Origin of the sequence: Nonomuraea sp. B1E8 (assembly GCF_039871515.1) — a bacterium.
Classification (GTDB): Bacteria; Actinomycetota; Actinomycetes; order Streptosporangiales; family Streptosporangiaceae; genus Nonomuraea.
On sequence record NZ_JBDPLS010000018.1, the window covers coordinates 97931 to 119704 of the forward strand.

Genomic DNA, 21774 nt, shown 5'->3' on the forward strand with positions numbered 1-21774 from the left:
TCCTGAGCCCCGACGTCGCGCTGATCAGTCCGTGACCTCGACCTTCCCGGTCGGTCGGGGGCTGTGGCAGTCGTTGAAGAAGTACTCGCCCGGTTTCGTGAAGGTGTATCGGAACGACTCGCCAGGCCTGAGCCGTACGTCGAACAGTCCCTCGAAGAACTGGGTGGCCCCGTGCACGTGCACGTTGTCCGGCGGGTTGACGAAGGTCACCGTGGTCCCCACCGGCACCCGCAGGTGGGTGGGCGCCATGGCGTTCACGGCCGTGGACTCGACCGCGCCCACCTGTCCGTCGGCGTAGACGCGGGCGAGCACGACCGTGTCGTTCACGGCGGCTCCTTCCACCGGTCCGCCCGAAACCGGTCGGCGCACCACGGGCGGGGGCGGCGCGGTGGCCGGGTGCACCCGTCCGCCGAGCTTGAAGGCCCACAGGTGGTCGCCGCGCGGCGCGGAGTTGCCGTAGGGGATGCCCGTGCCGCCGGCGTAGACGGCGACGTACTGCTCGCCGTCCACCTCGTACGCGATGGGGCTGCTGCTGATGGCCGCACCCGTCTGCCAGCGCCACAGCTCGCGGCCGTCGCGGGCGTCCAGGCAGAGCAGGTTGCCGTCGGGCTGGCCGATGAACAGCAGGTCGGAGGCGGTGGTGAGGATGCCGTTGCCGTGGGCCGACGAGTAGGGCAGGTTCTTCTTCCACCGCATCCGGTTGGTGGACGGGTCCACCGCCACGAGGCCGCCGGTCATGTACTCGCCCGGCGGGCGCAGCCCGTTGGAGGACTCGGTGAGGGAGTGGGCGGCGGCCACGTACCCGAAGCCGGTGTAGACGAGGCAGGTGCTGTGGCTGTAGGACTGATGGTTCCAGTCGGCGCCGCCGCCGTGGCCGGGGATGGTGAGGATCGGCTCGTCCCAGTGCGGCGTGTACAGCGAGCCGATGGTGTAGTTCGGCACTGCCCGGTGCGGGAGGCCGGGGATCTCCGTGCCCAGCGGCTGCCACACCGGTTCCAGCTCTGTCCAGCCGCCCTGGCGCGGGAAGGGCTGCGTCGGCCACGTCTTCTGCCGCGGCTCCTGCGGCACGGGCAGCTCGTCGATGCCGAGCGGGGCGGAGCCGTCGACCCGGTCGAGAATGTAGTACATGCCGGTCTTGCTGCCGTACACGACGAGCTTGCGCATCCGGCCGCGCACGCGGACGTCCACCAGCACCGGCGCCATGACGTTGTCCATGTCCCAGATGTCGTGGTGGACGGACTGGAAGTGCCAGCGGTACGTGCCGGTCTTCAGATCCATGGCCACAATCGAGTTGGCGAACAGGTTCTGCCCGCCGCGCTCGGAGCCGTCCTGCGACGATTTGCTGCCCCTGGCGTTGCCGAACGTCCAATAGACCATGCCAAGCTCGGCATCGATCGCGCAGTGCATCCACGGTGTCGCGCCGCCGACCTGCCAGGAGTCGCCCTCCCAGGTGCCGCCGCCGATCTCGCCCGGAGCCGCGGTGCCCCAGAAGTGCCAGACCAGGTCGCCGGTCTCGGCGTCGAAGGCGAGGGCCGCGCCGCGCGGGCCACCGTTGGTGCCGCAGTAGAGCATGCCGTCGTGGTAGGTGACGGCCACCTTTTCCAAGTTGCCGTAGCCGTTGTGCTGCCGCTCCCAGAGGACCTGGCCGGTGCGCTGGTCGAGGGCGATCAGCCAGTTGCCGTTGGCGCAGGTGTATACCTTGCCGGCGCCGATCGCGACGCCGCGGCGGGTGACCGCGCCGCGTGTCTGCTCGTACTTCCAGATCGTCGCCCCGGTACGGCCGTCCACCGCGACGACGTTGCCCAGCGCCGATTCGATATAGAGAACGCCGTTCACGGCCACGGTGGTGCTCTGGCTGTTGCCGGATGCCAGGCCGCCCTCGATGTTGTTCACCCACGCGGCGCGCAGCCGTTTGATGTTGCCTCGGTGAAGGGCGCGCAGCCGGCTGTGGTTCTGGTTGGCCAGATTGCCGCCGATCTTCGGGAAATCCCGATCGGAGCGCTCGGTGGCTGCCGAGGCCGGTGCCTGTCCGGCCCTCGCAAGCGCGACGGCGGCAACGGCGCCCGCGAGTAATTCTCTGCGACGAACCATGACCATCCCCTAACGTTCCATTCTGTGGACTGATGCATCCGTCTGATGGACGCACCATAGATCGCGTCCCTGTGCTCGTCAACGGACCATTCGATCCGTCTGGCGGACCATGTTCCTCCCATGCCCATGACGTCTCCGCCCTGCCGGGCATGTTCAGACGAGTGACGGACCCGGCGCCGCGCCGGGCGCGACCGCCGGGAGGAGCAAACCCCGTGCCGCGAGCGGCGCGCCGGAGCGGACCGTCACAGGCCGAGATAGATGCGCCGGACCTGGGGGTCGTTGCTCAGCTCGGCGGAGGCGCCGGTGGCGGCGATCGCGCCGTTCTCCATGACCAGGCAGGTGGTGGTGACGTCGAAGGTAAGCTTGGCGTTCTGCTCGACGAGCAGGATGGCCAGGCCGTCGGCGTTGAGCCGCTTGAGCACGCCGGCGATCTCGGCGACGAGGATCGGCGACAGGCCCATGGAGGGCTCGTCCAGCAGCATCACCTGGGGCCGGCACATCAGAGCCCGGCCCACCGCCAGCATCTGCTGCTGCCCGCCGGACAGCGCCCCCGCCAGACGGTGGCGCATCTCGCCCAGCACCGGGAACAGTTCGTACACCTCGTCGATGGGAGTGCGTTTCCAGCTCCTGGTGTACGCGCCGAGCAGGAGGTTCTTCTCCACCGTGAGCCCTGGGAAGACGTGTCTGCCTTCGGGAACGTATCCGATACCGTGCCTGACCAGCGTGTGCGCGGGCGCGCGCAGCAGGTCGTGGTCGCCGAAGCGGATGGCCTTGGCCTGACGTGGCGCCAGTCCCATGACGGCCTTGAGAGTGGAGGACTTGCCCGCGCCGTTGGCGCCGATGATGCCCAGCGACTGGCCGGGTTCGACGGTGAAGGAGACGCCGTGGGTGGCGCGGACACCCCCGTAGTGAACCGACAGTTCTTCGACGGTGAGCGTGGTCATCGGGTCGCCTCCGCTACTGCGGCCTCGGCGGTCTCCTCGGTCGGTGCATCCATCGAGTCACCGAGGTAGGCGGCCACCACATCCGGGTGCACGGCGACCTCGGCCGGCGGGCCGTCCGCGATGACCTTGCCGCTGGACAGCACGGTGACCTGGTCGCACAGGGACATGACCAGCCCCATGTTGTGCTCGATGATGATGACGGTGACGCCCGAGGCCCTGATGGAGGTCACGATCTCGGCGAGCTGCCGCACCTCCTCGCCGTTCAGCCCGGCGGCGGGCTCGTCGAGCAGGAGCAGGGTCGGGGACATGGCCATGGCGCGGGCCAGTTCGATGCGGCGCTGGATCCCGTACGGGAGCGAGCGCGGCTCGGCGTCGCAGACCTCGGTGAGTCCGAAGCGCTCGATGAGCTCCTCCGCCCTCCGGTGCAGCGCCCGCTCCTGGCCCAGCACTTTCCACGGCAGGATCGGGTATCGCCAGATCCAGAAGGTGCGGGTGCGGTCCAGGGCGAGCAGCAGGTTCTCGCGCACGCTGAGTTCCTCGAACAGACGCAGGTTCTGGAACGTGCGCGCCACGCCGCGCTGCGAGAGCCGGTACGGTGCCATCCCCGTCACCTCGCGCCCGTGCAGCTCCACCGATCCCTGCGTGGCCGTGTAGAAGCCGCTGATCACGTTGAACAGCGTCGTCTTGCCCGAGCCGTTCGGGCCGACGATGCCGCGGATCTGACCGGTGGGAACGGTGAGGGACACCGCGTCGAGAGCGACCAGCCCCTTGAACCGCATCGTCACCTCCCGGACCTCCAGCGCGGCCTCACCGTCGACGACAGGCGCGGCGTCGTAGGGCAGGAACGGGCCCAGCTGAGCCCGTGAGGCGCCGGTGTGCCGGCGCACCAGGTGCCTGATCTGGCCGGGCAGGCCCGCCAGGCCCTTGGGAGCGAAGACCACCACGAGCACGACCACCAAGCCGTAGCCGAGCTGGGCGTAGCCGGAGGCGTCCAGCAGGGCCTCCCTGATCAGGGAGAGCCCCATCGCGCCGACGACGCAGCCCAGGATGCTGCTCCGGCCGCCGATGATGACCATGGCGAGCAGCAGGAACATGTTGGCGATGTTGAAGGACTCGGGGGCGACGAAGCGGATGAGCCCGGCGTACAGGATGCCGGCCAGGCCGCCGTACAGGCCGGACAGCACGAACGCGGTCATGCGCAGCAGCGGGATCTCCGCTCCCAGCGAGCCCGCGGCCAGGTCGTCGTCGCGCATCGCGCGCAGCCGACGACCCAGCGGCGAGCGGGTGACCAGCAGAGCGAAGGCCAGCGCGATCGCGAAGATGATCAGCTCGACGTAGTAGAACAGGTAGCCGCTGGACAGATCGATGCCGAACATGGGCGGCACCGGGATGTCGCTGATGCCCTCGGCGCGGCCCGCGATCGTGGAGTTGGTGACCCAGTTGGTGAAGGCCAGCGCGAGACCAAGAGTGACGATGCCGAGATAGTGCGACTGCATGCGCAGCGCCGGGATGCCGGTCAGCACGCCGAACACCACCGCGGTCAGCAGCGCCAGTACGGCCGCCGTCCAGAAGCCGAACCCCGCCTCCGTGGTCAGGATGGCCACCGTGTAGGCGCCGACGCCGAAGAAGGCGACCTGGGCCAGGTTGATCTGCCCGGCCACGCCCATCGTCAGGCCGAGCCCGATGGCCAGGATCGCGAAGATGATCGCGACGTCGGCGACGTGGATGGCGTAGCCGCCCAGTCCGTAGGGGAGCAGCCAAGCCACGACCGTGGCGATGGCGATGAGCACCAGACGTTTCATGCGCGGTTCACCATTGCCTCTCCGAAAATGCCGGTGGGGCGGATCATCACGATCACCGCGAACACCAGGAAGGTCACGAGCTCGGAGTACTCCTGGAAGTTGCCGGCGGCGAAGGAGTCGAGCAGGCCGAAGGCCAGGCCGCCGACGATCGCACCCGGCATACTGCCGAACCCGCCGAGCATGGCCGCGGCGAAGCCCTTGATGCCGAGCGTGCCGCCCATGGTCGGGTTGACGTACAGCAGGGGCCCGATGAGGCTGCCGGCCAGCGCCGCGAGCCCCGCGCCGATCGCGAAGGCCAGGGCGTTGCTGCGGCCGACGTGGATGCCGCACGCGGTGGCGGCCTGGTGGTCCATGGCGGCTGCCTGCATGGCCGCGCCGCGCTTGGTGCGCTGCAGAAACAGCGCCAGCAGCCCGGTCGCGGCGGCGGCGACGGCGATGACGAGCAAACTGTAGGCGGGGATGCGGATGCCGCCCACATCGATCGGCCCCGTCGCGACCGGCGACGGCACGGCGTGCCCGGTCGCGCCCCAGACGAGCACCGCGCCGGCCTCCAGGACCGCGCCGAAGCCGATCGTGCCGATCAGCATCAGCGTGAAGTCCTTGTTCTCCAGCGGACGCAGGAAGCGCTCGATCACCAGACCGATCAGGCCGGTGACCGCGATCGCGACCACGACGGCCACTGCGAAGGGCAGTTTGCTGGCCATGTAGAAGGTTGAGGCGGCGTACGCGCCGATCATCACGACGCTGCCGTGGGCGAAGTTGACCAGGCCCATGGTGCGGTAGACGATCGAGAAGCCCATCGCCACCAGCGCGTACACCGCCCCGAAGGTGATCCCGCCGATCAGGGTCTGAAGGAAGACCTGCACGTCAGCTCGCGGCCTCGGGCACGACCTTGCCGTCCTCGACCAGGCCGATCTTGGTCTCGTGGATGCCGACGCCGTTGGCGTCGTAGGTGTAGGTGCCGAGCAGTCCGGCGCGCTTGGTGCCGCGGATGGCGTCGGCCAGCTTCTGACCGCCCTCGCCGCCCGTCTGCTTGAGCGCCTCGACGAGGATGGACGCGCCGTCGTAGGCCTTGGCCACGTGCATGCGGGCGTCCTCATTGTAGGCGGCCTTGTACTTGGCGGCGAACTCCTTGATCTGCGGGCTGGCCTCGTTGCTCAAGTAGGGGGAGCTGACGATGGTGCCTTCGGCGTTCTCCAAGCCGGCGGTGGTCGCGTACACGTCGGTGCCCACCGGGGCGCCGCCGGCGAAGACCGCCTTGATTCCAAGCTCGCGGGCCTGCTTGGCGATCAGCCCTGACTGGACCTCCTCGGCGCCGATGAACAGCACCTCCGGATCCTGCTCGCGGATCTTGGCGAGGTTGGAGTTGAAGTCCTTCTGGTCGGGGGTGACGACCTCGTCGGCCAGCGGGGTGACGTTCCTGCTCTTGAGCGCGGCCAGGAACGCGTCGTGCTCGCCGGCTCCGTACGCGCCGTTGTTGCTGATCAGCGCGATCTTCTTCATGCCCCTGTCGTCCACCAGGTGCTTGGCCAGCGTCTCGTCGAAGGTGACGCTGGTCGGCGCGTTGAGGAACATGAAAGGGCTCTTCAGCTCGGCCAGCTTGGGCGACTGGCCCGAGGTGATGTTAGGGATCTTGGCGTCCTTCAGGATGGGCGCCATGGCCAGGGTCACCGCGCTCTCGGCGGTGCCGAGCATGGCGATGTAGCCTTCGGCGGCGATCTTTCTGGCCACGTTCGTGCCCACGGTCGGGTCGCCCTGGCTGTCGAACAGGTCGAGCTGAATCTGCCGTCCGTTGACGCCCCCGGCCTTGTTGGCCTCGTCGATGGCGAGTCTGACGCCCTTGTGCTCCCACTGGCCGAGTGAGCTGAGCTGGCCGCTCTGCGCGTTGACGTTGGCGATCTTGATCGGGCCGGTGGCCGTGGCTGCGGTTTCGGCTTGCTGGCCGGGTGGGGCACAGGCGGCGACGGTGATCAGGACCGCTGCTGCGATGGAGAATCTCGTGGAACGCACGGTTCACCTCGTAGAGGGTAGGTGAGTCTTAATTCACGGACTAGTACGTTCGTTATAAGCGACGGGAGGGGCGGAGGGAATCTCGAACTTACAACGGTTTCGGCCTGTCAGTCGGTGAAGAGACCCTGGTATATGTCCTTGATGTTCCAGTGGCCGGGCGTCGGCACCGGCTCGTTCACCATCGGCACATCGATCACGGCGGGTCGTCGGTTCGTGACGGCCTCGCGTAGTGCTGTGCCGAGGTCGTCAGGGATGGCCACGGTATATCCGTCGGCCCCGCAGGCTTGGGCGAGTGCGGCGAAGCCGGGGCTGTAGGGCCGCCCGCCGGGGTCGATGAAGTCGCAGCCGTGGCTGCGGCCGAAGTGCGCCGACTGCAGGTCGGAGATCGTGCCGTGGGAGCGGTTGTTCATCACTACGAAGATCACCGGAGCGCCCTGCTCGACCGCGAGCGGCAGCGCGGGGAACTGCGCGCTCATGCCGCCGTCGCCGATCAGCGCCACCACGACGGCCTCGGGCCAGGCGAGCTGCACGCCCACGGCGGCGGCCGGGCCGAAGCCCATGGTGGAGGCGCCGCCTGGGGTGATGAAGCGGCCCTCGGCGGGCAGCTCGTAGCACTGCGCGACGCCATTCTTGTTCCAGCCCACGTCGGTGACCAGGAACGCGTCCGGCGGCAATGTGTCCCGCAGGTCCTTCAAGATGCGCTCGGGCCGCAGCGGGAAGTCCGCGCTTCTGCCGCGTTCCCGGCTGGCCGAGAACAACTCCGATCGAGCCTCCAGAATCCGCTTGCGAAGCTCGGGTCTCGAATGCGCGGCGTGAGACGTGGCGGCGTCGGCGATCGCCTCGACCGCGAGCCGGACGTCGGCGACCGCGCCGATCGCGGCGGGGTAGTTGCGGCCGATCTCGGCCGGGTCGATGTCGATCTGGATGAGCGTGCTGCCGGAGAAATCCCAGGTGAAGCGGGGATCCCAGGAGCTGGAGTCGGTCTCGGCGAAGCGGGTGGCGAGCGCGAGCACCACGTCCGCCTCGCGGGCGTAGGCGTTGGTGAGCTCCAGCCCCCAGAAGCCGGGCATGCCGAGGACCAGCGGGTGCGCGTCGGGTACGGTGCCCTTGGCCATGAGCGAGTGGACGATGGGGAGGTCCAGGTGCTCGGCCAGCCGGATCAGGGCCTCGGGCTTCTCGCGCAGCCCGCCACCTACATAGATCAGAGGCCGCTCCGCGGCGGCCAACCGCGCGGCGATCAGCTCGGCTGTGGCCCGTGGCAGCCCGGGCGGCGTCGCGTGACTGATCGGCGGATACGGCGCGGCGGGGCGGGAGAAGACGTCCATCGGCACGTTCACCAGCACGGCGCCCGGACGTCCCGCCGTGGCCGTCCAGAAGGCGCGCTCGACGAAGCGGCCGAGGTCCTGGGCCCGGTGCACGTTCCAGGCCCGCTTGACGAACGGCCGGAACACGGTCGCCTGGTCGGCGTCGGCATGCAGGTTGATCTCCTGATGGGGATGCCGGCCCTGGTAGTAGGACGGGATGTCGCCGGAGATCACCACCAGCGGCACCGAGTCCAGCGCGGCCGTCATGACGCCGGTGGCCGCGTTCGTCAGGCCGGGCCCGACGTGGACCAGCAGGACTCCCGGCTTGCCGGAGGCGCGGGCGTAGCCGTCGGCGGCGTGCGCGGCGGCCTGCTCGTGGCGGCCGATGACGAAGCGGATGCGGCTGTCGGCCAGCGCGTCCAGCACGGCGATGTTGGTGTGGCCGCACGTGCCGAAGACGTATTCGACGCCGAGCTCCTCGAGCTGGGCGACGAGGGCGTGAGCGGCTGTGGTGGTCACTGGTCTCCCCAGATCGTCAGGCCCTTGAGCATGAGGGTCTTGGTCACGGTGAAGTCCTCGATCATCCAGCGCGGCGACTCGCGGCCGATGCCGGAGTCCTTCACCCCGCCGAACGGGACGTGGTCGAGCCGGAAGTTGGAGGAGCCGTTGACGACCAGGCCGCCGACCTCCAGCTCGCGCCAGGCGGTGACGATACGGCGGACGTCGTGGGTGAACAGCCCGGCCTGCAGCCCGTACGGGCTGCGGTTGCACGCCTCGATCACAGCGTCGAAGTCGTTGTAGGGCAGCACGGCGACCAGAGCGCCGAACACCTCCTCGCGAACCACCCGAGCCTCGGCGGGCGGCGCGACGACGACGGTCGGCGCCATCACCGCGCCGTCGCGCGTGCCGCCGGCCGTCACCCGGGCGCCCTGACCGGCGGCCTCGGAGGTCCAGCGGACCACCCGCTCGGCCGCGTCGTCGTCCACCATGGAGCCGACGTCGGTCCCCGGATCCAGGGGATCGCCCACGACCAAGCCTTTGACCTGTGCGGTCAGCTCCTGCGCGAACTCCTCGAAGCGGCTGCGGTGGACGTACACACGCTGGACGGAGATGCAACTCTGCCCGGAGTTGCTGTAGCCGGTGCGCGCGCACACGGACGCCGCCTCGGCGATGTCGGCGTCCTCGCAGACGATGGTGGCGGCGTTGCCGCCGAGCTCCAGCATCACCCGCTTCGGCCCGGCGGCATGGGCGACGGCGTGGCCGGACGTGACGCCGCCGGTGAAGCTGACGACGGTGATCTCCGGCGCGGCGCACAGCCGCGCGCCCACGTCGCCGCTCCCATGCAGGACCTGCACCGCCTCCACCGGCATGCCGGCCTCCAGCAGCAGCTCCACCAGGGCGGTCGAAACCGCGGGGGCCTGCGGCGGCGGCTTGACGATCGTGGTGTTGCCGGCCGCGAAGGAGGCGGCGAGCTTGTGCGCGAGCAGGTTCGCGGGCGCGTTGAACGGCGTGATCGCCAGCACCGGGCCCGCGGGGGCCCGCTGGGTGAGCGCGGTGTTGCCCACCCCGCGGCCCCAGCCCGCCACGGGCAGCACCTCGCCGCCGATCATCCTCGCCTCGGCCGCGGCGACGGACAAGGTGTCGGCGACACGCAGGATCTCACCACGCCCGTCCTTGATGGGTTTGCCCAGCTCCAACGCCAGCAGGTTCGCCAGACGGTCGCCCTGCGCCGTGACGGCGGCGGCAGCACGTTCCAAGACGTCGGCCCGGGTGGCGGGCGCCAGCCGCGCGACACGTCTGGCCGCTTGCCGGGCGTAGGCCAGGGCCGCGTCGATGTCGCCGGGTAGGGCGGTTCGTGCCCGGCTTACGACTTCCCGCAGGTAAGGGCCAACGCGGTCGGCGTGCTCTCCGCCGGCCGACCACTCCCCGGCGACTAAGCACCTGGCTTCGGTGATGGTGTGCATGGTTGAGGACTCCCATCGATCCGCGCAGTGGTTCTCAAATTCCGCCGTGTGGATTGCCTCACGGTATGAGCCTGCCAAAGGTTCTGGCAAGAGGGCCGAGCTATCCGCTTGATGGTTCTTGTGGACCGCTAAGCGGACTGAGTGTTAGCGTACGGACCACATGAGAAGGTGAGCGGCAGGTTCACCTTCGACTCACAAGTGAGGATCCGTGCCTTCAAACCTTCCTGCGGAGCCGGGGGAGAGCGGGGGTGTGCGCAGCGTCCAGCGCGCGTTCGACATTCTCTCCCTGCTCACCGAGGATCGCCGGACGTTGACGATCCGCGAGGTCGTCGACGAGACCGGGCTGGCCAAGACCACGGCTCTGCGGCTGCTGCAGACGCTTGAGCACATGGGTCTGCTGTGGGCCACGCCCAAGGGCTACACGGCCGGGCCGGCGCTGTGGCGCTGGGCCCACCTGGCCCGATCAGCGTGGGAACTGCCGCCCGAGACCGTTCAGCTCATGCGTGAGCTGGGCGCCCGGCATCGTGAGACCGTCAACCTCTACGTGCTGCGCGACACGCACCGCATCTGCATCGCCCAGCAGGAGAGTCCGCAGCCGTTGCGCCACGTGGTGCGGGTCGGCGACGAGCTGCCCCTGTGGGCGGGCGCCTCCTCCAAGATCCTGTTGAAGGACGCCTCGGAGCGGCTGCTCCAGCGGGTGGCCCGCTCCTCTCCCGACGGTGCGGCGCACCTGGCCACGTTGCGAAGCTGGATCGACGAGGCGGCGCACGGAGGGTACGCGGTGAGCCACGGCGAGCGCGAGCCCGGCCTGTCGGCGGTCGCCGTCCCGGTCACGGGCGGCTCGCGGGCGACCGTGGCGGCGCTGACGCTCAGCGGCCCCACCGTCCGCTTCACCGAAGACCGTGTCGGGGAATTCGCCGCAGATCTGCGCGAGGCCGCCAAGCGCATGTCGGAGCGCGGGTTCGACCATCCACTGACCTGACCCTATGGAGCGTGAATGCAGCAGTTGCCACTGGACGGCGTCAAGGTCGTGGACTTGACCAACGTTCTGGCCGGGCCGTACTGCAGTTACCAGCTGATGCTGTTCGGCGCGGATGTGGTCAAGGTGGAGCTGCCCGGCGCAGGGGACCTTGCCCGGCGGCTCGGACCCGACCCGGAGCTCAACCGGGAGCAGATGGGGGCCTCCTTCCTCGCCCAGAACGCCGGCAAGAAGTCCGTAGAGCTCGACCTCAAGAACCCGGCAGGGCGGGCCGCCTTCGAGTCGCTGGTGGCCGGGGCCGACGTCCTGCTGGAGAACTTCCGCGCCGACGTGCTGACGAGGCTCGGCTATGGCTGGGACCGCCTGCGCGAACTCAACCACGGCCTGGTCTACTGCGCGATCTCCGGCTTCGGTCAGAGCGGGCCGATGAGCGCGGCGCCCGCCTACGACCAGATCATCCAAGGGCTGTCCGGCATGATGAGCGTCACCGGCACCCCGGACACCGCGCCACTGCGGGTGGGCTTTCCCATCTGCGACACCATCGGAGGGCTGATGGCGGCGATGGCGGTGTCCGCCGCGCTGGCCGGACGTCACCGCACAGGGCAGGGCTGCTTTCTGGACCTGTCGATGTTGGAGGCGTCGATCTCGGCGATGGGCTGGACGGTGTCGAACTACCTCATCAGCGGTGCGGAACCGGAGCCGATGGGCGACCAGAACGCCACCGCAGCCCCCTCCGGCACGTTCGAGACCGCCGACGGGCCGCTCAACATCGCCGCCAACCAGCAGCCCCAGTTCGAGACGCTGTGCCGGCTCATCGGGCGGCCCGACCTGCCCGACGACCCCCGCTTCACCGAGCGGGAAGCGCGCAAGACCCACCGGCGGGAGCTCAACCAGGAGCTCAACCAGGCGCTCGTGGCCAAGACCGCGCTGGAGTGGGAAGAGATACTTTCCCGCGAGGGCGTGCCCGCCGCCCGCATCCTCACCGTCCCCCAAGCGCTCGCACTCGATCAGGTGCGTCACCGCGGCTTTCTGACGGAGGTGCCGTTCGCCGGAGCGGACGGGCGGCGGGTCACCGTGACAGGGAACGGTGTCGTCGTCGACGGCGTCGCCCTGCGCCCACGCGGGCCGGCCCCGCTGCTCGGCGAGCACAACGACGAGTTCGGGGCCGTGTCATGAGCGAGCGAGCCAGGACCAAGGACGCCGCCCCCGCGGCAGGTGGCGGTCAGGAGACCGCGGTGGCCGGCTGGTGGGCGACCGCGGTGTCGCGGATCGAGCCCGACGTCATCGAGCTGCGGGGGCAGCCGGTCCAGGATCTCATCGGGCGGATCGGCTTCGCCGAGATGATCTGGCTCATGCTCCGCGGCGAGCGCCCCGACCCGCGCCGGGCGGCGCTGCTGGAGGCGGCCCTGGTCTCCTCGGTCGACCATGGGCCGCACGCTCCGTCCATCGCCGTCGCCCGGATGGCCGCCACCTGCGGGGTGGGACTCAACAATGCGGTTGCCACAGGCGTCAACCTGCTCGGCGACGTGCACGGTGGCGCGGGCGAACAGTGCGTGGCCCTGCTGGAGGAGGTGGTCGCAGACGGCGACGTGGCCGCCGTGGTCACCCGGCAGCGCTCGCGGGACAAGTATCTGCCAGGGTTCGGGCATCGCTTCCACACGCGCGATCCACGCCGGGATCCGCTCCTCGACCTGGTGTCCGAGGCCGTCACGGCCGGAGTGGTGCCGGGCGCACACCTGCGAGCCGCGATCGAGGTCGAGCGGCTGATCGCACCAGTGCCGATGAACATCGACGGCGCGACCGCCGTGGTCTACGCCGAACTGGGTTTCCCCGCGCCATTGGCACGCGGGCTCTTCGTGCTCAGCAGATCTGTCGGCATCCTGGCGCACGCCTGGGAGGAAGCCGGGCAGGGGCGGCGCAACAAGGGGCCGATGCCGCCGTCCGTTCTGCCCACGTGGCTCTGAGCGTGGGAAGGGAGACCCGCCGGTGGCGAATCTCCCTTCCCACGAAGATGATCCGTGGTTACGCTCAAGCTTCTAAGTGGACCTATCGATCCGCCTAGCGGATCGCAATGCGAGGTGTCCATGCGCAGCGAACTTTCCATCGTCATCGCCACCGCAGCGGCGGCCGTCCTGCTCACCGCCACCGCCCCCAGCTCCGCCACCTCCCCCGAGGGGGCGCGCAACCTTGGTGATCCCGACTACGGGGTCTGCCGGGGCACCGACCCCCGCTGCTATCACGACTGGGGCAACTTCGACCCCGCCGAGGGTTACAAGCTGCTCGTCTACAGCCGCACCGCCGGCCCGCGTCACGCCCACCTCGGCACCCCGCTCGCCCCGGGCATGAACCCGCCGCTCAACGACGACAACGTCGCCGTCAAGGCGATGGTCAAGCTGGGCCAGGAGAACGGCTTCACCGTCGACTACACCGAGGACGTCGCCCAACTCGCCTCGGCCGGGCGGCTCCTGAACTACAACGCGGTGATGTTCCTCAGCACCACCCGCGACACCCTCGACGACGCCGCCCAGACCGCGCTGCGCCAGTACGTCCGCGCTGGCGGCGGCTTCATCGGCGTGCACAACGCCTTCGGCACCGAGTACAACTGGCCCTGGTACGAGGGCCTGCTCGGCAACGCCAACTTCTACGACCACAGCGCCAACCAGCCCGGCACCGTGGTCACCGCCAACCGCCGCGACGCCTCCACCCAGGGGCTTCCCCGCACCTGGACCTTCTCCGACGAGTGGTACAACCTCGTCCCCGCGCCCACTCACGTCCGGGTGCTGGCCGAGGTGGACGAGAACACGCTGGCCCGCGGGGTACGCGGCAACCTCGGGCACCCCGGCCACGGCCGGCATCATCCGGTGAGCTGGTGCCAGTACTACGACGGCGGCAAGGCCTGGCTGACCACCCTCGGGCACGACGTCAAGGCGTGGACCGATGAGCCGATGGAGGGCGACCGGTACTTCGTCCAGCACCTGCTGGGAGGCGTCAGGTCCGTGCTCGGCATGGCCCCGTTCTGTCGCTGAGATGAGCGATTAAACCCCGGGATCCACCATATGAGCAAAAGACGGAACCAGGTCGTCAAGCTCCCACTCGACCGTCGCGCGCGGAGAAGAGAGAGGGAAGTCGTGGGCGAGAAAGCGCACGATCGCCTTCCGGCCGACCATGTGAACCTGTCACGTTTCCTCCTGGTCACTCGTCATAGCGTTGACCCCGGCAGGATCGGGAGATGATCGTTGAAGGAGACATCATGACGAACGCCGATATGCGCAGCGTGGTGGACGGCCGGGTGCTGCTGCCCGGCGACGACGGATTCGAGCAGGCCTCGAAAGCCTGGAACCTGTCCGTGGATCAACCCGTGGCCGCCGTCGTCGAGGCGGGCGACGCCGGCGACGTGGCGGCCGTGGTGCGGTACGCGGCCGGGGCCGGGCTGTCGGTGAGCGCGCAGCCGAGCGGGCACGGCGCCTCGGGCGACACCGAGGGCGTCATCCTGCTGCGCACCGGAAGGCTGGGCGAGGTCGAGGTGCGCCCGGAGGAGCGGCTGGCCCGGGTGGGCGCCGGGGCCAGGTGGGGTGAGGTGCTGGCGGCGGCCGGCAAGCACGGCCTGACCGGCCTGGCCGGCAGCAGCCCGGTGGTGAGCGTGACGGGCTACACCCTGGGCGGAGGGCTGAGCTGGTTCAGCCGCAAGCACGGTTTCGCCGCCGACAGCGTGCGGGCCTTCGACGTCGTGGGCGCCGACGGCGAGCCGGCCAGGGTGACCGCGGACTCCGACCCCGACCTGTTCTGGGCGCTGCGCGGCGGCGGCGGCGACTTCGCGGTCGTGACGGCGATGGAGTTCGAGCTGCATCCGGCGCCCGCCCTGTACGGCGGGCGGATCATCTGGCCGGGACACCGCTCCCATGAGGTGTTCGAGGCCTTCCGCGAGCTCACCGCCGAGGCCCCTGACGAGCTGAGCCTCTGGTTCAACCGGGTGCAGTTCCCGCAGGCGCCGCCCATGGTGGTGCTCGACCTGGCCTTCCTCGGCACGGAGGACGAGGGCCGGGCGCTGCTCGGCCGGCTCGGCAGGATCGACGACGTGATCGCCGACAAGCGCGGCACGGTCGCCGTGGCGGACCTCGGCGACATCACCGCCGATCCTGTCGACCCCGGGCCGGGGCGCTCCCGGGCCGAGCTGCTGACCGGCCTGGACGACGCGGCGGCGGCGACGTTGCTGGACAGCCCGATCGAGCCGCTGGTCGGCGTCCAGATCAGGCACCTCGGCGGCGCGCTCGCCCGGCAGCGGCCCGGCGCCGGGCCCAGCGGGCCGCTCGCGGAGCCGTACCTGCTCTACCTGTTCGGGATCGCGCCGACCTCCGAGCTGGTGGCGGCCGTGGGCGCCAAGCAGGGGTGGTACGCCGGGGAGCTGGACGTCAGCGGGCGCAAGCCGTACACGTTCCTGGCGCCGGGGGAGCGGGCCGCGCAGGCCTTCACCGAGGAGGCCGCCGGCCGGTTGCGGCAGATCAAGCGGGCCCGCGATCCGCACAACGTGCTGCGCGCCAACTTCCCCGTGCTCGCCTGACGACTCCTTCGCCTCCGGTCAGAGGATCTGGCCGGAGGCGAAGGCGTGGCTGCGGCGCACCAGCTCCCACACCGTCTCCAGCTCGTCGTCGTCGCGCGGGCCGTACACCATGATCAGAGTGGGCGGGCAGCGGCCCTCGAGCACCAGCGGGTGGAACTCGCCCCACCCTCGCGCCACGGCCTCGGCGGCGTCCCGCTCGGGCAGCAGCAGGTGCAGGCTCCCGTCGGACGCGCCGTGCAGGTGGGCGAACTCGGTGCTGTCGCGGACGAACGCCGTGCCGGGCCCGAGCGCGTGCTCCGGGTCCAGGTGCAGCGCGCGGGTCTCCGGCAGGGAGACGACGCTGGCGCCGGTGCGTACGTGGCCGAGCCCGGCCATCCGCCGCCACAACTCTTCCTGCAGTTCCAGCGGCGCGATCTGGTCGAGTTGCTGGTGCGGGATCTCGGGAAAGGTGGCGGGGCGGTCGCCGCACCGCTCCCGCAACGTGTGCGGAAGGGATATCACTGTCTCTTGACTGCTCACACTCAGTAATACTACATGTACGCTATGTAGCCACATAAGGGTGTGGGCCCCCGGCTGACCGTCACGCCGCGATGCCTGATCCCGTCAGGTAGTGCTGCACCACCGGGCCGATCTCCCGCACCAGAGTCTCGGTGTCGGCCTCGGCCATCGGCGGGAGGCACAGGACATAACGGGTGAGCGCCAGCCCGAGCAGCTGCGTGCTGATCAGCCCCGCCCGGTGCGCCGCGCCCTCGGCCCCGGTCAGCCGGGCCACCTGTGAGGCGATCTGGCCGGCGAACACCTCCCGCATGCGCTCGGCGGCCATGGGGTTGGTGCTCGCGGAACGGAGCAGCAGGATCAGCACGTCGTCGGACAGGTCACCCTCCCAGCGGGCCAGGAAGTGGCGTACGAGCAGCTCGCCCAGCCGGTCGAGCGGCGGCTCCTCGACCTGGTCGAGCCGCAGGTCGACGTCCACGGCGGCGCTGAACAGCCCTGCCTTGCTCCCGTAGTAGCGCATGACCATCGACGGGTCGACGCCCACCTGTGCGGCGACGGCCCTGATCGTCATGCCCTCGAAGCCCCGCTCGATGAGGAGTTTCCTGGCGGCCGAGAGGATGGAGGTCCGTGTGGCGGCCGATCTCTCGGTGAAAGCCATGACAACGATTGTAGGCCAACACTCGTACGCGCTTTCTCGGGCAGCCGTACCGGGTGGCGCCCGCCCTTTCCGATGGAGCGCCTCCCAGGCGATAGCGGCGGGCATCCTGCGCGCGGCCGGCCATCCCGCCGGGGCTCGGGGATGAAACTTTCACCGCGGGAACGCGCAGGTCGGCGGGGATGCCTCTGAGGGCCGGTTGACGGTGGCCCCGGCGCGTGCGATCAAAGCTCGAACGGCGACAACCGGCCTTCGAGTAAGGCGGATCTCCCAACGAACTCGGCTATCCCGGCAGTGTCACACCCATTGGGAAAGCGCTTACCAACAGAGGAGGACGACCTTGACACGTGACCCCCGTTCCAGGCGATGGCGCCGGCTGCCGGCGACCCTCGCCGCCATGCTGACGGCCGTGTTCACGGCCATGGTGGGCGCCATCGCCGTGACGCCGCTCCCGGCGCAGGCGGCCAGCGTCGACACCAGCGCGTGGTACGTGCTGGTCAACCGGCACAGCGGCAAGGCCCTCGACCTGTACGACTTCGCGACCAACGACGGCGCGCCCATCGTGCAGTGGGCCCGCAACGACGGCAACCAGCAGCAGTGGCAGTTCGTCAGCTCCGGCAGCGGCTACTACCGGCTCAAGTCCCGCCACAGCGGCAAGGTGCTGGACGTCTACGAGTGGTCGACGGAGGGCGGCGCGGAGATCGTCCAGTGGGCCGACCTGAACGCCGCCAACCAGCAGTTCCGCCTGGCCGACTCCGACGGCGGCCACGTCCGGCTGATCAACCGCAACAGCGGCAAGGCGCTGGAGGTGTGGGAGTGGGGCACCGGCGACGGCGCCAGGATCTCCCAGTGGGACGACCTCGGCGGCGCCAACCAGCAGTGGCAGCTCGTCAAGATGGGCAGCGGCGGCGGAGGCGGCGACGGCAGCGGCGAGTGGCCTTCCGACACCGGCAGCGTGCACATCACCGAGACCCGTGACGTCGGCACGTTCTTCGACGGCGGCATGAAGCGCTACTACGGCATCGGCGACGGCGGCCAGGGGGAGAGCCAGGACCCGATGTTCGTCGTGGACAACGGCGGCACCATCCAGAACGTCATCATCGACGCCCCGGCCGGCGACGGCATCCACTGCGAGGGCTCGTGCACGATCCGCAACGTGTGGTGGAACGACGTCGGTGAGGACGCCGCCACGTTCAGGTCGTCCAGCTCGTCGGCCACCTACCTGGTGGACGGCGGCGGCGCCAAGTCCGCCTCCGACAAGGTGTTCCAGCACAACGGCGCCGGGACGCTGACCATCAGGAACTTCCAGGTGCACAACGCGGGCAAGCTCTACCGCGCCTGCGGCAACTGCTCCAGCTCCTACCAGCGCCACGTGGTCATGGACGGCGTCACCGCCCGCTCGACCGACGTGCTGGCCGGCATCAACACGAACTGGGGCGACACGGCCCGCTTCAGCCGGATCACGGTGTACGGCGACGACACCACGATCTGCGAGAAGTACCGGGGCGTCCCGAAGGGCGACGAGCCGGAGAAGATCGGCGAGGGGGCGGATGGCGTGAACTGCCTCTACTCCTCCTCCGACATCACCTGGCGTTAGTCACCGCGGGCCCTGGGCGAGCTCGGGGCCCCGCCCGCCGGTTCTCACGCGCGCAGCGCGTCACGCGCCCGCGCGAGCGTGGCGAGGGCATGCGGCAAACCCGTGAGGAGGCCGGCCAGCACGTCGACGGCGGCAAGCACCACACGTGCCGGGATGCCGCGCGCCGTGTGGATGCCCGTCATCCACTCCAGGAACGAGGAGAAGAGCTCGGGATCCTCGACATAGAGGGAGGCCCGCAGGTAGTCGACGATGTAGGCCACGTCCTCGGCGGTCTGCCCGAGTTGCCGCTCGGTGTAGGCCGCCACCTCGGGTACGTGCCGGCCCAGCTCGTCCATGACGCCTCTCACGAGGTCGGGAGCGGACCGGTCCAGTCGCGTGTACTCGTGTCCGGCGAGGTGCGGCGGCCCGCTGGCGCCGGGCGCGGTCCTGCGCGGCAGCGGCCCGGCGGCCAGGAGATCCACGGCGGCACGGGCGTCGGGCGCCCAGGCGTCGGCGCCCAGCAGCCGGGCGTAACGGCCGTCGTGGCCGAAGGCGGCTCCGCCCGCCAGCACCGGGGTGCCCGCCGCCTGGCAGGCGGTGATGGCCGCGTGCGCGGCGGGCAGCCGGATCGCGAGCGAGCTGGACAGCGCCGCCGCGTCCGGGTTCGTCCGGTGCAGGTGCGCGACCAGGTGCGGCGTGGTGATCTGCGCGCCCAGGTAGTCGACGTGCCAGCCGTTCACCCGCAGCACCTCGCTCAGCAGCCGCGCGGGGAACGCGTGCCACTCGCCGTCGATGCACGCCACCGCGACCCGTCCCCTGCCCGGCGCCCGGTTCTGCCTCATGGCCGGGTGGTGGGCCAGGGCGTCGAGCACACGTTCGTTGATCGCGGTCGCGGTGTGCTCCTGGGCGACGGTGATGCGGTTGGCCGCCCACTCGTGGCCGACACGGGCCTGCACGGCGGCGACGACGTCCATCAGCAGGGTCTCCATGGGGACGCCGGCGTCGATGGCGGCCGTCGCCGCGTCGATCGCGGCGTACTGGTCGCCCGCCATCGCCGCCGCCCACAACGTCTCGACGTGCTTCTCGATGCCGGCGTTCACGGGAGCCGTTCTCCTGCCGCGCCGGGTGGGACGTCGCGGCACGCCGTGATGGCGACCACCGCCATGTCGTCGTGCTCGCCGTCGCCGGCCCACTCTGATGCCAGCATCTCGACACGTTCGGCCAGCGCTTTCGGCGGCATGCCGGCGCACTGCGCGAGCTGCTCGCACAGCCGTTCCTCGCCGAAGAACTCGTCGCCGAGCGGGCCGCCCCTGGCCTCGATGATGCCGTCGCTGTAGAGCAGGCACGTCTCGCCCGGCTCCAGCTCCACCGAGGCGGTGACGCTGGTGATGTGCTCCAGCAGGCCGATCAGCGTGCCGACGGTCCTGACCGTCTCGACGCGGCCGTCGTTGCGCAGGATCAGCGGTGGCGGATGTCCGGCGCTGGTCAGCCGCAACTCGACGCGGGTGCCGCGGCGCTTGAACGAGGCGAGGACGAGGGTGACGAAGCGGGTCGGGACGCCGTCGCCGATCAGGACGTCGTTCAGCAGTTCGAGCACGCGCTGGTGGTCGTCCGCCAGGGCCGACAGGGCCCGCAGGGTGTTGCGGATCCTGCCGGTGAGCACGGCGGCCTCCAGCCCTTTGCCGGACACGTCGCCGAGCACCACGAGCGACTCGCCCCCCACGCCCGCGACGGGATGCACGTCGTAGAAGTCGCCGCCGATCCGCTCCCCGGCGCCCGCGGGCCGGTATCGGGCCGCCACCTCCACGCCCTCCAGCCTTGGCGTGGGAGGCGGCAGCAGCTCGGCCATCAGGGTCTCGGTGATGGCCTCCTGCTCGGCGTACAGGCGGGCGGCCGAGATCGCCGCACCCGCCCACGCGGACAACAGCCTCGTGAACACCGCCTCGTTGTCCGAGAATCCGGCCCGGCGCTCGTGCCGCAGCAGCACCAGCGCGCCCGCGGGCAGGCCGCGGCCGGGCAGCGAGGCCAGGGCGACCGAGCCGATCTCCCCGAATCCGTCATGGAGCACCCAGCCGGGGGCGTCGGCCGGATCGATCCAGCGGGCCGGCACCGGCGGGAAACCCCGCAGCGCCTCGTCGAGGCCTGGCACCGTACGCGTATCGATGGCCGCGCTCTCGCGGACCACCTCGCCTCGCGCATCGCAGCGGACGAGCACGAACCTGCGGCCGGGCGTCGGCAACACGACCAGCGCGGCGTCGGCGAGCCGCCGGGCGGCCAGGCGCGCCGTCGTCTCCAGGCAGCGGTCGAGGTTCAGGGACGACAGCAGCTCCCCGGACGCCTCGACCATGTACGTCGTCCACTGGCGCTCGGCGTGCAGCGCCTCGACGGTCCGCCGGCACTCGGTCATTCCGGCGAACCCGGCGGAAAACACGTCATGAGCCCGCGACCGTCGTCCCCCACCATCCAGATCGTGCCCCGTCCCCGACCGCTGTCCGAATCGTCACTCTACGGGCAGCAGGGCACGGCATCCGTCCCGCCATATCCTTTCTTTCCGTATCTTTCACCTGCACTGGTGCAGGACGGCCCGCCAGAGGCGAGCTCGTCCACAAGCCACCATCGACGGCGTGACGCTCACCGGGATCAAGAACTGACCGGTGTCGTGGCGCGGCTCGCCCGGCGGAGCTAAGGTCGTGCCGTGAGGGATGAGGAGCAGGCAAACCTGGTCACAGGGGTCGGGGTGATCGACCGGGCGGTCGCCATCCTCGACACCGTCGAGCGTGCCCCGATGAGCGCCACCGAGCTGGCCCGCCACCTCGGCCTGTCCGTCCCGACCGCGCAGCGGCTGGCCGCGTCCATGGTCAAGCACGGGTTGTTGCGCCGTGACCCCCAGGGGCGTTACCACGTCGGTCGGCGCTTCACCTCCTCAGGCCTGATCACGGTCTCCGGCCCCGTGCTCGACGACCTGCGGGCGCGCACAGGGGAGACGGCGGCCATCTGGGTGCGGCGCGGCGATCACCGGCTCTGCGTGGCCAGCGCGGAGTCCGAGGCCGAGCTGCGTGCCTCCCTGCCCGTCGGCTCGCGCCTGCCGCTGGCCGGGCGCGGCTCGGCGGCGCGCATCCTGGAGGCCGGTGACCCGCCGGATCCCGCGCATCCCGAGCGGCGCTGGCTCGAAAGCGTCTCCGAGCGCATGCTGGGGCTGAGCTCGGTCAGCGCGCCCGTCCGGGTCAACGACGAGGTGGTGGCGGCTCTCTGCCTGTCCGCCCCGCTGTCGAGGGTCAGCAGGGAAGGGCCCGGCCACCAGTACGGCGACCTCGTCGTGGCCGCCGCCGAGCGCATCGAGAAGCTGATCGTGTCCGGCTGAGGGCCCCTCACGAAGCCGATCGTGTCCCGCTGAGG

The 21774-nt window shown here is 70.3% G+C and carries 18 protein-coding genes; 7 read left to right on the forward strand and 11 right to left on the reverse strand.

Features of this window, described 5'->3' with window-relative positions:
* Window positions 1–24: 24 nt before the first annotated feature.
* From ABGA98_RS40310 to ABGA98_RS40340, 7 genes are all read right to left on the reverse strand, one after another.
* A complete protein-coding gene (locus ABGA98_RS40310; protein WP_347623742.1) occupies window positions 25–2091 on the reverse strand; it encodes a PQQ-binding-like beta-propeller repeat protein in 2067 nt (688 codons plus the stop codon).
* 242 nt (window positions 2092–2333) lie between these two features.
* Window positions 2334–3035 (reverse strand): ABC transporter ATP-binding protein, encoded by a 702-nt coding sequence (locus ABGA98_RS40315; RefSeq protein WP_347623743.1) that lies wholly within the window; start codon window positions 3033–3035, stop codon window positions 2334–2336.
* Window positions 3032–4837 (reverse strand): branched-chain amino acid ABC transporter ATP-binding protein/permease, encoded by a 1806-nt coding sequence (locus ABGA98_RS40320; RefSeq protein ID WP_347623744.1) that lies wholly within the window; start codon window positions 4835–4837, stop codon window positions 3032–3034. The genes ABGA98_RS40315 and ABGA98_RS40320 overlap by 4 nt, the downstream gene beginning before the upstream one ends.
* Complete coding sequence (locus ABGA98_RS40325; RefSeq protein ID WP_347623745.1) at window positions 4834–5703, reverse strand: branched-chain amino acid ABC transporter permease; 870 nt, start codon at window positions 5701–5703, stop codon at window positions 4834–4836. The genes ABGA98_RS40320 and ABGA98_RS40325 overlap by 4 nt, the downstream gene beginning before the upstream one ends.
* A 1-nt stretch (window position 5704) precedes the next feature.
* Complete coding sequence (locus tag ABGA98_RS40330) at window positions 5705–6847, reverse strand: ABC transporter substrate-binding protein (protein WP_347623746.1); 1143 nt, start codon at window positions 6845–6847, stop codon at window positions 5705–5707.
* 107 nt (window positions 6848–6954) lie between these two features.
* The gene (locus ABGA98_RS40335) at window positions 6955–8670 is read right to left on the reverse strand and encodes a thiamine pyrophosphate-binding protein (protein ID WP_347623747.1); all 1716 of its coding nucleotides are present in this window, start codon (window positions 8668–8670) and stop codon (window positions 6955–6957) included.
* The gene (locus ABGA98_RS40340; protein ID WP_347623748.1) at window positions 8667–10115 is read right to left on the reverse strand and encodes an aldehyde dehydrogenase family protein; all 1449 of its coding nucleotides are present in this window, start codon (window positions 10113–10115) and stop codon (window positions 8667–8669) included. Before ABGA98_RS40340 ends, ABGA98_RS40335 begins: the two co-directional genes overlap by 4 nt.
* A gap of 250 nt (window positions 10116–10365) precedes the next feature.
* Between ABGA98_RS40340 and ABGA98_RS40345 the strand changes: the two genes are divergently transcribed.
* The 5 genes from ABGA98_RS40345 to ABGA98_RS40365 all read left to right on the forward strand — a co-directional run bounded on the left by ABGA98_RS40345 (window position 10366) and on the right by ABGA98_RS40365 (window position 15652).
* Window positions 10366–11097, forward strand: coding sequence for an IclR family transcriptional regulator (locus tag ABGA98_RS40345; protein ID WP_347623749.1), 732 nt, complete (start codon window positions 10366–10368; stop codon window positions 11095–11097).
* A gap of 15 nt (window positions 11098–11112) precedes the next feature.
* Window positions 11113–12270 carry a CoA transferase gene (locus ABGA98_RS40350; protein WP_347623750.1) on the forward strand — a complete coding sequence of 386 codons (1158 nt, stop codon included), beginning with the start codon at window positions 11113–11115 and terminating at the stop codon, window positions 12268–12270.
* Window positions 12267–13058 carry a citryl-CoA lyase gene (locus ABGA98_RS40355; RefSeq protein WP_347623751.1) on the forward strand — a complete coding sequence of 264 codons (792 nt, stop codon included), beginning with the start codon at window positions 12267–12269 and terminating at the stop codon, window positions 13056–13058. The genes ABGA98_RS40350 and ABGA98_RS40355 overlap by 4 nt, the downstream gene beginning before the upstream one ends.
* Before the next feature lie 120 nt (window positions 13059–13178).
* Window positions 13179–14120: a ThuA domain-containing protein gene (locus ABGA98_RS40360; protein WP_347623752.1), complete on the forward strand. Its 942-nt coding sequence runs from the start codon at window positions 13179–13181 to the stop codon at window positions 14118–14120.
* A 224-nt stretch (window positions 14121–14344) separates the two neighbouring features.
* Entirely contained in the window at window positions 14345–15652 is a 1308-nt protein-coding gene (locus tag ABGA98_RS40365) for an FAD-binding oxidoreductase (protein ID WP_347623753.1), read from the forward strand.
* Between the two features lie 18 nt (window positions 15653–15670).
* Here the strand turns inward: ABGA98_RS40365 and ABGA98_RS40370 are convergent, their stop codons facing one another.
* Together ABGA98_RS40370 and ABGA98_RS40375 are read right to left on the reverse strand one after the other, a co-directional pair.
* Window positions 15671–16171, reverse strand: a complete 501-nt coding sequence (locus tag ABGA98_RS40370) for a luciferase family protein (protein WP_347623754.1) — start codon at window positions 16169–16171, stop codon at window positions 15671–15673.
* Window positions 16172–16232: 61 nt separating this feature from the next.
* Window positions 16233–16805 (reverse strand): TetR family transcriptional regulator, encoded by a 573-nt coding sequence (locus ABGA98_RS40375; protein WP_347623755.1) that lies wholly within the window; start codon window positions 16803–16805, stop codon window positions 16233–16235.
* A 337-nt stretch (window positions 16806–17142) separates the two neighbouring features.
* On the opposite strand from ABGA98_RS40375, the gene ABGA98_RS40380 reads away from it, so the two are divergent.
* Window positions 17143–18399, forward strand: a complete 1257-nt coding sequence (locus tag ABGA98_RS40380) for a pectate lyase (protein ID WP_347623756.1) — start codon at window positions 17143–17145, stop codon at window positions 18397–18399.
* Between the two features lie 44 nt (window positions 18400–18443).
* On the opposite strand, the gene ABGA98_RS40385 is transcribed toward ABGA98_RS40380, so the two are convergent.
* Window positions 18444–19478 (reverse strand): cobalamin-dependent protein, encoded by a 1035-nt coding sequence (locus ABGA98_RS40385; protein ID WP_347623757.1) that lies wholly within the window; start codon window positions 19476–19478, stop codon window positions 18444–18446.
* The gene (locus ABGA98_RS40390) at window positions 19475–20785 is read right to left on the reverse strand and encodes a PP2C family protein-serine/threonine phosphatase (protein ID WP_347623758.1); all 1311 of its coding nucleotides are present in this window, start codon (window positions 20783–20785) and stop codon (window positions 19475–19477) included. The genes ABGA98_RS40385 and ABGA98_RS40390 overlap by 4 nt, the downstream gene beginning before the upstream one ends.
* Window positions 20786–21073: 288 nt before the next feature.
* Here ABGA98_RS40390 and ABGA98_RS40395 point away from each other — a divergent pair, with 288 nt between their 5' ends.
* The gene (locus ABGA98_RS40395; RefSeq protein ID WP_347623759.1) at window positions 21074–21739 is read left to right on the forward strand and encodes a helix-turn-helix domain-containing protein; all 666 of its coding nucleotides are present in this window, start codon (window positions 21074–21076) and stop codon (window positions 21737–21739) included.
* The last annotated feature ends 35 nt before the right edge of the window (window positions 21740–21774 follow it).